At 62.7% G+C, this 12680-nt stretch carries 13 protein-coding genes; 8 read left to right on the top strand and 5 right to left on the bottom strand.

All coding sequences use genetic code 11. The features are described 5' to 3' along the window. Positions 1-4: 4 nt before the first annotated feature. The 7 genes from hflC to cfaB all read left to right on the top strand — a co-directional run bounded on the left by hflC (position 5) and on the right by cfaB (position 7239). Entirely contained in the window at positions 5-994 is a 990-nt protein-coding gene (gene hflC / locus ACHPFG_RS00715; protein ID WP_167655939.1) for a protease modulator HflC, read from the top strand. Further along, entirely contained in the window at positions 991-2025 is a 1035-nt protein-coding gene (gene hflK, locus ACHPFG_RS00710) for a protease modulator HflK (protein ID WP_092355974.1), read from the top strand. The genes hflC and hflK overlap by 4 nt, the downstream gene beginning before the upstream one ends. Continuing rightward, positions 2022-3908, top strand: coding sequence for a cation-translocating P-type ATPase (locus tag ACHPFG_RS00705; RefSeq protein WP_431701337.1), 1887 nt, complete (start codon positions 2022-2024; stop codon positions 3906-3908). The genes hflK and ACHPFG_RS00705 overlap by 4 nt, the downstream gene beginning before the upstream one ends. Positions 3909-4024: 116 nt before the next feature. Continuing rightward, complete coding sequence (bufA2, locus tag ACHPFG_RS00700) at positions 4025-4276, top strand: BufA2 family periplasmic bufferin-type metallophore (RefSeq protein WP_065937926.1); 252 nt, start codon at positions 4025-4027, stop codon at positions 4274-4276. Positions 4277-4342: 66 nt separating this feature from the next. Next, positions 4343-5188, top strand: coding sequence for an MNIO family bufferin maturase (gene bufB / locus ACHPFG_RS00695; protein ID WP_431701336.1), 846 nt, complete (start codon positions 4343-4345; stop codon positions 5186-5188). After that, positions 5179-5967, top strand: a complete 789-nt coding sequence (locus ACHPFG_RS00690) for an HvfC/BufC N-terminal domain-containing protein (protein WP_281112400.1) — start codon at positions 5179-5181, stop codon at positions 5965-5967. The genes bufB and ACHPFG_RS00690 overlap by 10 nt, the downstream gene beginning before the upstream one ends. Positions 5968-6054: 87 nt before the next feature. Beyond that, positions 6055-7239, top strand: coding sequence for a C17 cyclopropane fatty acid synthase CfaB (cfaB, locus tag ACHPFG_RS00685; protein WP_431701335.1), 1185 nt, complete (start codon positions 6055-6057; stop codon positions 7237-7239). A 137-nt stretch (positions 7240-7376) separates the two neighbouring features. Here the strand turns inward: cfaB and cls are convergent, their stop codons facing one another. Then, positions 7377-8816 (bottom strand): cardiolipin synthase, encoded by a 1440-nt coding sequence (gene cls / locus ACHPFG_RS00680; protein WP_431701334.1) that lies wholly within the window; start codon positions 8814-8816, stop codon positions 7377-7379. Positions 8817-8946: 130 nt separating this feature from the next. On the opposite strand from cls, the gene ACHPFG_RS00675 reads away from it, so the two are divergent. After that, positions 8947-9468 (top strand): DUF3617 domain-containing protein, encoded by a 522-nt coding sequence (locus ACHPFG_RS00675; RefSeq protein ID WP_092355965.1) that lies wholly within the window; start codon positions 8947-8949, stop codon positions 9466-9468. Between the two features lie 21 nt (positions 9469-9489). Here the strand turns inward: ACHPFG_RS00675 and ACHPFG_RS00670 are convergent, their stop codons facing one another. From ACHPFG_RS00670 to ACHPFG_RS00655, 4 genes are read right to left on the bottom strand one after another with little or no spacing between them, the layout of a single operon-like run. Continuing rightward, positions 9490-10827, bottom strand: a complete 1338-nt coding sequence (locus tag ACHPFG_RS00670; protein WP_259244266.1) for a dihydroorotase — start codon at positions 10825-10827, stop codon at positions 9490-9492. Positions 10828-10830: 3 nt separating this feature from the next. Next, the gene (locus ACHPFG_RS00665; RefSeq protein WP_131697719.1) at positions 10831-11391 is read right to left on the bottom strand and encodes a DapH/DapD/GlmU-related protein; all 561 of its coding nucleotides are present in this window, start codon (positions 11389-11391) and stop codon (positions 10831-10833) included. Further along, the gene (gene hisI / locus ACHPFG_RS00660; RefSeq protein ID WP_083236315.1) at positions 11388-11801 is read right to left on the bottom strand and encodes a phosphoribosyl-AMP cyclohydrolase; all 414 of its coding nucleotides are present in this window, start codon (positions 11799-11801) and stop codon (positions 11388-11390) included. Before hisI ends, ACHPFG_RS00665 begins: the two co-directional genes overlap by 4 nt. Next, entirely contained in the window at positions 11798-12676 is an 879-nt protein-coding gene (locus tag ACHPFG_RS00655; RefSeq protein ID WP_340052759.1) for a metal ABC transporter substrate-binding protein, read from the bottom strand. Before ACHPFG_RS00655 ends, hisI begins: the two co-directional genes overlap by 4 nt. Between the last annotated feature and the right edge of the window lie 4 nt (positions 12677-12680).

Here is a 12680-nt window from a genome sequence, read left to right as displayed (position 1 = left end):
CTGTCTGTTGAGCGCTCATTCTCACGATCATGGTCACCACCACGGCCACCATCACCATCATCATGGTGATGAACAGGCGGCGGGTCCTTTCCCTTGGCGTCGCATGGCCTGGGCGGTGTTGCTGGTGCTGTTTGCGGTGGCGGCGGCGAGCCTGGTGCAGGTGCGCTCCGGCGAGGCCACGGTGATTACCCGCTTTGGCAACCCGTCGCGGGTGTTGCTGGAACCGGGCCTGGGCTGGCGTTGGCCGGCGCCGTTCGAAGCGGCGATCCCGGTGGACTTGCGCCTGCGCACCACCTCCAGCGGCTTGCAGGATGTCGGCACGCGCGACGGCCTGCGGATTATCGTGCAGGCCTATGTGGCGTGGCAGGTGCAGGGCGATGCCGACAATGTGCAGCGCTTTATGCGCGCGGTGCAGAACCAGCCGGATGAGGCGGCGCGGCAGATCCGCACATTCGTCGGCTCGGCGCTGGAAACCACGGCGGCCAGTTTTGATTTGTCCAGCTTGATCAACACCGACGCCAGCCAGGTGCGCATCGCTGATTTCGAGGCGCAGTTGCGCCAGCAGATTGATCAACAATTGCTCACCACCTATGGCGTGCGTGTGGTGCAGGTAGGGATCGAGCGCCTGACGTTGCCGTCGGTCACGCTGACCGCCACCGTCGACCGCATGCGTGCCGAGCGTGAAACCATCGCCACCGAACGCACGGCCGTGGGCAAGCGCGAGGCCGCGCAGATTCGCTCCGCGGCTGAGCGTGACGCGCGCATCGTGCAGGCCGACGCCACGGTGAAAGCCGCCGACATCGAAGCCCAGTCACGGGTCGAGGCCGCGCAGATTTATGGGCGTGCCTATGCCGGCAATCCGCAGCTGTATAACCTGCTGCGCTCCCTGGACACCTTGGGCACGGTCGTGACCCCCGGCACCAAGATCATCCTGCGCACCGACGCCGCACCCTTTCGCGCGTTGGTGGACGGGCCCAAGGACGTTCAGCCATGACCGAGCGTGACAGCCCGGACAGCCCCTGGATCCAGGCCGGGCGCCTGACGTTCCTGGCGTTGTACGCGGTGACCGTGTTGGCGGCGTTGGCGTGGGCGTTTTCCAATGTGCGGCAGATCGACCCGCAGAACCGCGCCGTGGTGCTGCACTTCGGCGCCCTCGACCGCATCCAGAATGCCGGGCTGCTGCTGGCCTGGCCGCAGCCGTTCGAGCAGGTGGTGTTATTGCCGGCGGCCGACCGGGTGATCGAGCGTCGGGTGGAGAACCTGTTGCGTTCCGATGCGGCGGTGCAGGCGGATCGCGTGGCCAGTTTCGCCACGCCCTTGAGCGACGCCCTGGCCGGCTCCGGCTATTTGCTGACCGGCGATGCCGGAGTGGTGCAGCTGGATGTGCGGGTGTTCTACAAGGTCACCGAACCCTACGCCTTTGTGTTGCAGGGCGCGCATGTGCTGCCTGCCCTGGATCGCCTGGTGACCCGCAGCGCCGTGGCCCTGACGGCCGCGCGCGATCTGGACACGATCCTGGTGGCGCGCCCCGAATTGATCGGCACCGACAACGGCGCCGCCGAGCGTCGCGAGCGGCTGCGGGGTGACTTGGTGCAAGGCATCAACAAGCGCCTGGCCGAGTTGGCCGCCACCGGCCTGGGGTTGGGCATCGAGGTGACGCGGGTGGATGTGCAATCGAGCCTGCCGGGCCCGGCGGTGAACGCGTTCAACGCCGTACTCACCGCCAGTCAACAAGCCGACAAAGCCGTGGCAAACGCCCGGACCGAAGCGGAAAAACTCACCCAGACCGCCAACCAGCAGGCCGACCGCCTGGTGCAGGTCGCCCACGCCCAGGCCAGCGAACGCCTGGCCAATGCCCAGGCGCAAACCGCCACGGTCGCCAGCCTGGCCCAGGTCAAAGACCCGGGCTTGCTGTTGCGCCTGTACCGCGAGCGTATGCCGAAGATTCTCGGCCAGGCCGGTTCGGTGACCACGGTCGATCCTAAAGACGACTCCCGCTTGATCATCCAGGGAGCCGAACAATGAGCGCACCCATGCTGACCTCCGCCGAACAGCGCAGCGCTGCCCGGCAATTGACCCTGGCCATGCTCGCCCTGGGCTTGCTGACGCTGGGCCTGGTATGGCGCTGGCTGGCGCCGGACCAGGCGGGCGTCAGCCAGTTGCTGCTCGGTGTCGCCTCGTTACTGGTGGCGGTGCCGGTGATGCGTTCGGCCTGGTACAGCCTGCGTTTTCCCAGCCTGCATGGCATTACCGACCAACTGATCGCCCTGGCGATGCTCGGTGCCTGGGCCACCGGCGATCTGCTGACCGCCGCGCTGCTGCCGATCATCATGATCTTCGGCCACGTATTGGAAGAGCGCAGCGTGATCGGCTCCCAGGAGGCGATTCATGCCCTGGGTAAACTGACCCGTAGCCATGCGCGGCGGGTGCAGGCTGACGGCAGCATCATCGAAGTGGATAACGGCACGCTGAGCACCGGCGATATCGTCGAAGTGCGTGCCGGTGATCGCGTGCCTGCCGATGGCGTGGTGCTGTCGGGCCAGGCGAGCCTGGACACGGCGCCGATTACGGGCGAGTCGGTGCCGTTGGAAGCCAGTGTGGGTGTGCAGGTGTTTGGCGGGGCGATCAACCTCGATGGCCTGTTGCGCCTGCAAGTGACGCGTACCGGCAATGAGTCGACCCTGGGCAAAGTCATCGCGCTGATGCAGAACGCCGAACGTTCCAAGCCGCCCATCACGCGGCTGCTGGAGCGTTACGCGGGCAGCTATATGGTGTTGGTGTTGCTGCTGGCGGCAGTGACCTGGTTTGTGACCAATGACGCCCAGGCGATGCTCGCGGTGCTGGTGGCGGCGTGCCCTTGCGCCCTGGTGCTGTCGGCACCGGCGACGGCGATTGCCGGCATCGCCGTCGCGGCCCGGCATGGGATCCTGATTCGCAGCTCGGCGTTCCTCGAAGAGTTGGCGGACCTGACCTCTTTGGTGGTCGACAAGACCGGCACCCTGACCTTTGGCACCCTGCGTTTGCAGTCCATCGAGACCTCGTCGACCGACCGCCAGGCGCTGCTCAACCTTGCGGCCAGCCTTGGTTCGGCCAGCAGCCACCCGGTCAGCCGTGCGTTGGCGGGGTTGGCGACTCAGGCGCAAATGCTGGCGCTCACGGATATTCGCGAGCGCCAGGGCTTGGGCGTTGTGGCACAGACCGAGCAGGGCGAAGCGGCGTTGGGCCGTCCCGAGTTGTTCGAGCAATTGGGTATTGTCACCACCGCCGTGCCGAACCATGACGGCCCGATTGCCGGGCTGGCCCTGAACGGGCAGTTTCTGGCCTGGCTGCTGCTGGCCGACAGCGTCAAGCCGGAGGCGCGCCAAGCCCTGCAAGAGTTGCGGGATTTGGGCCTGGGTCGCCAACTGCTGCTCACTGGCGACCGTCAAAGCGTGGCCGACAGCCTGGCGCTGGAGGTGGGCATCAGCGATGTCGAAGCCCAGGCATTGCCCGAGGACAAGCTCAACCGCGTGCTGGGGGAAATCGGCAGCGGCTTCCGGCCCATGGTGGTCGGTGATGGGATCAACGATTCCCTGGCGCTCAAGGCTGGCGTGGTTGGGGTGGCGATGGGCGCGGGCGGGGCGGACATTGCGCTGGCCTCGGCGGATGTGGTGTTGATCGGCAGCGACCTGCGGCGCCTGGGCACCTGTGTGCGCTTGAGTCGCCAGTGCCGGCGTACGTTGCAGGTCAACGTGGTCATCGGCCTGGGCTGGACGTTGGCCATCGTGGTGTTTGCTGCCTTTGGCTGGTTGGGTGCTGCGGGGGCAATGATTGCGGCGGTGTTGCATAACCTCAGCACCTTGCTGGTACTGGGCAATGCCGGGCGTTTGCTGCGGTTTCAGGAACCGCTGTCGAAGCTTGAGGATTAATTTTCGGGAATATTTGCACACGGCTGTAACGCCGATGTGGGGCCTCACTCTAGTGCTGTGTCGAGACTGGGCAATCCGTTTAGACCGACCCACTACCTATCATGAGGAATACGAGAATGAAGATTAAATCCGCTGCTGCTGGTGCTGCGCTGGCGATGGCCGCCGCCACCATGTTTGCTGGTGTTGCTACCCAGGTACAAGCCGCAGACGCCACCGTTCACTGCTATGGCGTCAACGCCTGCAAAGGCCAGAACGATTGCAAGACCAAAGACCACGCCTGCAAAGGCCAGGGAGCTTGCAAGGGCCAGGGCTTCCTGTCCATGAGCAAGGCCATGTGCGACCAGAAAGGCGGCACCGTCGGCGAGTAACCGGCCACCGAGTGCAACCGCAGCGGCTGCACCCACCGCTGCGGACACTTTTCCCTGGAGTGTCCTATGCCTGTTTCCCTTCCGAGCCTTGGTTACGGCCTGGGTTTACGCAGTGAGTACTATCAACAGATCCTTGAACAATCGCCGCCGGTGGATTGGTTCGAAGTGATCTCCGAGAATTATCTGGTTCAGGGCGGCAAGGCCTTGTACTACCTGGACGCAATAGCCGAGCGCTATCCTCTGGTGATGCACGGCGTGTCCCTGTCCATTGGTGGGCCTCATGCCCTCGATATCGATTACCTGAAGCAAATCAAATCCCTGGCCGAGCGCATCCAGCCGGCGTGGATTTCCGATCACCTGTGCTGGAGCCGTGGCAGCGCGCACCAGTTGCACGACCTGCTGCCCCTGCCTTACACCGAAGAAAGCCTCTACCACGTGGCTGCTCGCGTTCGCCAAGTGCAGGATGTGTTGCAGCGCCCGCTGGTGCTGGAAAACGTCTCCAGCTATGTGCGTGCCAAGGCGGATGAATTCACCGAATGGGAATTCCTCAATGCCCTGGCCCACCTGTCGGGCTGCCAGTTGCTGCTGGACGTTAACAATGTGTATGTCAGTGCGCGCAACCATGGCTTCGATGCCTGGACCTTCATCCGCAACCTGCCGCCCGACAGCATCCGCCAGCTGCATTTGGCGGGGCATATGGATTACGGCGACTACGTGGTCGATACCCACGACCATCCGGTGTGCGATCCGGTGTGGGCGCTGTATGAACAGACCCTGGAGCATGTGGGGCCGGTCTCGACATTGTTGGAGCGCGATGACCATTTCCCGCCGCTCGAAGAACTGCTCACCGAGTTGAGCAAGGCCCGCGAACTGGGGGCCACCGCCCTGGCCAGGAGAGCGTTATGCGCCTGACCGATTGGCAGTTGGCTTTTGAACAGCATCTGTTATCCGAGACGCCGGTTGCCAGCAGTGATTTCGCCGCCACGTTGCTTGGTGGGCCGACACTGGATGTGGAAACGGGCCTGGCGATTTATCACAATGCCTACCTCTCGCGGTTGCAGGACGTGCTGCGACATGACTTCGGTGCCATCCGGTATTGGCTGGGGGATGATGAGTTTGCGTTGCTGAGTGAAGCCTATGTGCGCCGCCATCCCTCTGCGCATTACAGTTTGCGCTGGCTGGGGGAGCGGTTTGCGGCGTTTATCCTTGAGCATCTGGTGGCCGAACAAAGCGCGCCGCTGGCCGAGCTGGCGCGGTTGGAGTGGGCGTTCACCCTGGCGTTTGACGCGCCCGAAGGGCGGTTGCTGACGCTGGATGACATGGCGTTGTTGCCTGCCGAAGAATGGCCGGGTCTACAGGTCAACCTGGCGCCTTCAGTGCAGCAGTTACTCTGCCGCTTCAACACGCTGGCGATCTGGCGATCCAGCAAGGATAAATCCAGTTTCCCAGGCAGCGAGGTGCTTGATCCCGCACACATCTGCGTGGTGTGGCGCCACCAGAATGTATGCCGTTACCGCAGCCTGGAACCCTTCGAGGCCTGCGCCTTGGCGGGGATGGTGACCACCGGCTGGGATTTTTCAGAACTGTGTGCAGAGTTGGCAGTCACTTATGGAGAGGGTGCACCACTGCAAGCGGTGACATGGCTGAAACAGTGGATCCAGGACGGTTTGCTCCAGCGCCGAGCCCCATAGAAGAACGCTATCAAATCGATAGCCTCCTACTTTTTCTCGGGATGGTCTACCCTCATTCCAGACGTCTGAAACAAGGGGGGATTACTCATGCTCGCGCAACTTCCACCGGCCTTACAGAATCTACAGCTGCCGCTGCGTCTTCGACTCTGGGATGGCCATGAATTCAGCTTGGGCCCCGAGCCCAGTGTGACCATCGTGGTGAAGGACCCCACGGTCGTGCCCCAACTGACCCATCCCACACTCGACTCGTTGGGTGAAGCCTTCGTCGAGGGCAAACTGGAGCTGGAAGGTTCAATCAGCGAAGTGATCCGGGTCTGTGATGAGTTGAGTCATGCCCTGGTCGAGGACGACGGCAGGAGTCTGCCGGTGCGCTCGATCCACGACAAGGCCACTGACGCCGCGGCTATTTCCTACCATTACGACCTGTCCAACGCGTTCTACCAGCTATGGCTGGACCAGGACATGGCGTACTCCTGCGGTTATTTCGAAACCGGCAGCGAATCCATCGACCAGGCCCAGCAAGACAAATTCCGCCACCTGTGCCGCAAACTGCGTTTGCAGCCAGGCGAATACCTGCTCGACGTAGGCTGTGGCTGGGGCGGGCTGGCGCGGTTTGCGGCGCGTGAGTTCGGGGTGAAAGTGTTTGGTATCACCCTGAGCAAGGAACAGCTGGCGTTGGCCAAGGAGCGGGTGAAAGCGGAGGGCCTGGAAGACCAGGTCGACCTGCAACTACTGGACTACCGCGATCTGCCCCAGGATGGTCGTTTCGACAAAGTGGTGAGCGTGGGCATGTTCGAACACGTCGGCCACGCCAACCTGGCGCAATACTGCAGGACCCTGTTTGGTGCCGTTCGCGAAGGCGGCCTGGTGATGAACCATGGCATTACCGCCAAGCACACCGACGGCCGGCCCGTGGGCCGTGGCGCTGGGGAATTTATCGAGCGGTATGTGTTCCCCAACGGCGAACTGCCCCATTTGGCGATGATGACCGCTGAGATCAGTGAAGTCGGGCTGGAAGTGGTCGACGTCGAAAGCCTGCGCCTGCATTACGCGCGCACCCTGGACCATTGGAGCGAGCGCCTGGAAGACAACCTGGAAGCGGCGGCGAAGCTGGTGCCGGAGCAAGCGTTGCGCATCTGGCGGCTGTACCTGGCCGGGTGTGCTTATGCGTTTGCGCGGGGCTGGATCAACCTGCACCAGATCCTCGCGGTGAAGCCTCACGCGGATGGCAGCCATGAACTGCCGTGGACGCGGGAAGACATCTATCGTTGAGCTGATGTTCCAGAAAGGTGGAGATCCAAATGTGGGAGGGGGCTTGCTCCCGATAGCGGTATAGCAGTCGCCACCAGTTGACTGACCACCCGCTCTCGGGAGCAAGCTCCCTCCCACATTTTTTACCGCATTGGCTGTTAGAGAATCGGTGAGATCAAGCGCGCCACCCGCATGCCCAGTTGTTGCAGGCGGCGGGTCTCGCGGCTTTCTTCCTGGCTCACTTCATGGGCCTGCGCGAAGTCGTCCAGCAGCATCAGTTCCACCTGCCTGGCGAAGGCTTCGTCGACCGTCAGCAACATCACTTCGAAATTCAGCCGGAACGAACGGTTATCCATGTTTGCACTGCCGATGGCGCTGATCTCGCTGTCCACCAACACCACCTTCTGATGCAGAAAACCCGGCGTGTAGCGGAACACCCGGACACCGGCGCGCACCGCTTCGATCGCATACAGGCTGGACGCGGCGTACACGATGCGGTGGTCGGGCCGCGATGGCAGCAGCAGGCGTACATCCACCCCGCGCAGGACCGCCAGGCGCAGGGCGGCGAAGACCGCTTCGTCGGGGATGAAATACGGGCTGGTGATCCACACGCGCTCGGTTGCCGCGTGGATAGCCTCGACGAAAAACAGCGAACAGGTTTCATACGGGTCGGCCGGGCCGCTGGCGAGCAATTGGCATAGCACGCCGTCTTCGGGGTAGGCGTCCGGCAGGATCAGCGGCGGCAGCTCGCGCGCGGCCCAGAACCAGTCCTCGGCAAACGACTCCTGCAGGCACGCCACTACCGGGCCGGTAACTTGCACATGGGTATCGCGCCACGGCGCCAGCGGCGGTTTTTTGCCCAGGTATTCATCGCCCACATTGTGCCCACCGACAAACCCGGTGACACCGTCCACCACCACGATCTTGCGATGGTTGCGGAAGTTGACCTGGAAACGATTGAGCCAACCGCTGCGGGTGGCGAATGCCTTGACCTGCACCCCGGCGTCGCGCAGCGATTGCACGTAGCGATGGGGCAGGGCATGGCTGCCGATACGGTCGTACAGTACGTAGATGCCCACGCCTTGGGCAGCCTTTTCCTTCAACAAAGCCTGTAACTGACGGCCGAGTTCATCGTCATGGATGATGAAGAACTGAAACAGCACGGCGGTTTGTGCGTTGCGGATGGCCTCGAAGATCGCACCGAAGGTGGCGTCGCCATTGATCAGCAAACGCACTTCATTGTTAGCCAGGCACGGCATGCGGCCCAGTTTGGGCATGGCACGCAGTGAAGCGTAGGCGCTGGAATTACGCGCGGCGAGGGCTTCTTCGACCCATGGGCGCCAGTTCAGCTCGGCGATGGCGGTGTGCATTTCCTGATTGGCCTGGCGGCGAGCCTGGATGTACGCGTCGAAGGTGCTGCGGCCAAAAATCAGGTAGGGGATCAGCGTGAGGTAGGGCATGAACATTAGCGACAGGGCCCAGGCGATCGAGCCTTGGGCGGTCCTGACAGTCAGCACCGCGTGGATCGCGGCGAGGGTCCCGAGAAAGTGCAGCGTGGCGATGAAGTAGGCGAGCAGGTGCGGGCCAAAGAAATCCATGGACGACGGTACTCCAGGCAATCCAATGCCTAACAGACCATGAACGGCTGCGAATGTCGCTATTTTATTTGCCGTGCAACACTGGCACTTTTGCGGCGTCTAACGCCCACAATTGCCCAGGAGTTACCCGATGAATGCTCGTCTGCTTGGTTTGGCCATGGTTGTTGGTTTGTCGTTGCCGGTTGCAGCGCAGGCGCAGATGCTGGCGCCGGGCTTGTGGGAATTGACCACCAGCAACATGAAAGTCGATAACCAGGACCTGCCGGACCTGTCGCTGATCCTCGGTCAGCTCAAGCAACAGATGACCCCCGAACAGCGCGCCATGCTGGAAAAGCAAGGCATCACCATGGCCGGCAAAGGCGTGCAGGTGTGCCTCACCCCGGCACAAGTCGCCTCTGATTCAATCCCCCTGACCGACCCGCAATCGGGCTGCAAACAGGAAGTGACCGACAAGACCGGTAACCAGTGGAAATTCCGTTTCAGTTGCCCGAAAGCCCAGGGCACCGGCGTCGCTACCTTCCAGAGCCAGAAAGAATTCACCACCACCGTCAACGGTACCTTCAATGCCACCGGCGTTCAGCAGAAGGGCAGCCTGGATACCCACGCCCAATGGCTGGGCACCGATTGCGGTACGGTCAAGCCTCGCGCTTAATAGGAGCGAGCAAGCGCGCTCCTACCTTAGGAAATGCAGGGGTAAACCCTGGCAGCTGTCGACCACCTGGCCGTTGTGCCAGGCCAGGTGGCCGCAGACCAAGGTGGTGCTCACACTGTGGCGAAAGCGACGTTCGGCGAACGGCGTCCAGCCACAGCGGGCAAGAATCGGCTCGTCCCTGACCGGCTTTCCCTCGGGCTCCGGTTTGATCAGCACCAGGTCGGCCCAGTACCCTTCGCGTAGATAACCCCGGTCGGGGATGGCAAACAGGTCGGCGACACGGTGGCTGGTCTTGGCCACCAGAGTGGCCAGGGGCAGCAGCCCATCGGCCACCAACTCCAACAGCGCAGGCAGCGCGTGTTGCACCAGGGGTAAACCCGAGGGCGCTTCACGATACCCCAACTGTTTTTGCGCCCAGGTATGCGGCGCATGGTCAGTGCCAATCACATCCAGACGATCACTCAGCAAGGCCAGGCGCAGGGCGTCGCGGTCGGCGCGGGTCTTGATCGCAGGGTTGCATTTGATCTGGTGGCCGAGGCGGTGATAGTCGTGGTCATCGAACAGCAGGTGATGCACGCAGACTTCAGCGGTAATGCGTTTTTGCGCCAGCGGTTTGTCTTCGAACAATTCCAGCTCGCGGGCACTGGTCAGGTGCAGCACGTGCAGGCGTGTACCGTGACGCTTGGCCAATTCCACGGCGAAGGAGGATGAGCGATAGCAGGCTTCGGCATCACGGATCAGCGGGTGGGCAACGGCGGGGATCTTGTCACCAAAGCGCTCACGCATGCGCTGCTCGTTGGCTTGGATGCTCGGCGTGTGTTCGCAGTGGGCCAGCAGAATGGTCGGCACTTCGGCAAACAGCCGTTCCAGGATTCGTGGATCGTCCACCAGCATATTGCCGGTAGAGGCGCCCATGAACACTTTGACCCCGGCCACTTCGCGTGGGTCGAGGGCGGCGACGGTGTCGAGGTTGTCGTTGCTGACGCCGAAGTGAAAGCCGTAGTTGGCCACCGAGTGCAGGGCCGCGCGGCGCTTTTTATCGGCCAGGGCTTCCAGGTTCAGCGTGGCGGGCTGGGTGTTGGGCATGTCCATCACGCTGGTAATGCCGCCAGCCACGGCCGCGCGGGACTCGCTGTAGAAGCTGCCCTTGTCCGGCGCGCCCGGATCGCGAAAATGCACCTGATCGTCAATCATGCCCGGCAGCAGCCACTGGCCTTGGGCGTCGATGGCCACCGGCGCGGTGTTCCCCTCGATACTGCTGGCGATCTTCTCGATACGGCCATTGACGACCAGCACGTCGGCATCGAACTCCTGGCCTTCATTCACCAGGCGGGCATTGCGGATCAGCAGGCGGCTCATGGCTCAGAACTCGTTTTGCAGGGCTTTGTAACCGCGCACCAGGTCGACGTTGGTACGTGCCACGTCTTCGGAAAACTCCGAGGCGCTGACGCTCACCGGCGGGAATTGCGACAAGTCGGTATTCGGCCCGATACGGGTGGTGGAGGGCACGTAGAAGGCGACGGGCAAGTCACGGCCGTCGACCACCGAGTTATGGCGTACCACGCACCCATCGCCGACGGCGCAGTTAAACAGCACGCTGTTGAAACCGATAAACACGCGGTCGCCGACGGTGCAGGGGCCGTGGACGATGGAGCGATGCGCGATGGATGTAAATGCTCCTATCGTCACCGCCGCGCCGGACTTGGAGTGGATGACCACGCCGTCCTGGATATTGGAATTGGCGCCGATGGTGATCGGGTCCATGGCGCCGCTGGCGTCGACTTCGTCGGCGCGGATCACGGCGTAGGGGCCGACAAACACGTTCTCGCCGATGATGACTTTGCCGCAGATGATCGCGGTCTTGTCGACGTAGGCCGATTCGGCAATCACCGGCAGATCGCCGGAAGGGTTCTTGCGGATCATGCAACTGGCTCCGTAATGATGTGAACGTAGGCGCCGTCGATGGCGTTGTAGAAACAGGTGTGGCGGCCGGTGTGGCAGGCCGGGCCTTGCTGGTCGACGATCAGCAGTACCGCGTCGCCGTCACAATCCAGGCGCGCTTCCACCAACTGTTGCCAGTGGCCCGAGCTTTCGCCTTTGCGCCACAGCTGTCGGCGCGAGCGCGACCAATAGCAGACCTGCCCGGTAGCCAGTGTTTCGTTGAGGGCCTGGCGATTCATCCAGGCCAGCATCAACACTTCGCCGCTGCCGTGTTGCTGGGCGATGGCGGCGATCAGGCCGTCGCTGTTCCACGGCAGGGCGTCGAGCACGGCTGCGAGTGGAAAGCGGCTGCCGACGGCAGCCCCTTCCAGTTCGAGCATGCTCAGGGTCATGGCTTGCTCAACGCTGCGCACAGGGTGTTGAGGTTGTATTCGAACAGCCCGGTGAAGGTGCTCGCCGGCCCTTCTGCAGCCAGGGCGTCGGAGTACAGCGTGCCGCCAATCTGCGCGCCGCTTTCATCGGCGATCTGCTTGAGCAGGCGCGAGTCCTTGATGTTTTCCATGAACACGGCCTTGACCTTGTCTTTGCGGATCTGGGTGATCAGCGCGGCGACTTCGGCGGCCGACGGTTCACGTTCGGTGGACAGGCCTTGCGGTGCCAGGAACTGGATGCCATAGGCCTGGCCCAGGTAGCCGAAGGCGTCATGGGAGGTAACGATGCGACGGTTACCCGGCGGCAGCGCGCCGAATTTGGTCTTGGCTTCGGCCAGCAGGCGGTAGATTTCCTTCAGGTAGGCTTGGCTGTTGCGCAGGTAGTCGGCCTTGTTGGCCGGGTCGGCAGCTACCAGCGCCTTGGTGATGTTGTTCACATAGATTTCGGCGTTGGCCAGGTTGTGCCAGGCATGCGGGTCGGGGATGGTTTCGCCGTCTTCCTCCATGGTGTGGGAGATCACACCTTTGCTGGCGGTGACCACCGTGGCCTTGGTTTCGGTGCTGGTGACCAGGCGATCCAGCCATGGCTCGAAGCCCAGGCCGTTCTTGATGATCACCTTGGCCTTGAGCAGCGCCTTGGCATCGTCCGGGGTTGGCTCGTAGGTGTGGGCATCGGCGTCGGGGCCGACCATGTTGCTGATCTGGATGTGCTCGCCACCGATCTGGTGGGTGATGTCATCGAGAATACTGAAGCTGGTAACCACTTGGAGTTTGTCGGCGGCCTGGGCCATCGACAGCGGCAGCAGCAGACTGAACAGCACGAGTAGAGCGCGCATCGGG

Source organism: Pseudomonas sp. BR20, assembly GCF_050780135.1.
Classification (GTDB): Bacteria; Pseudomonadota; Gammaproteobacteria; order Pseudomonadales; family Pseudomonadaceae; genus Aquipseudomonas.
The sequence above is the reverse complement of the archived record's forward strand: the minus strand, read 5'-3'. Positions and strand labels throughout refer to the sequence as shown.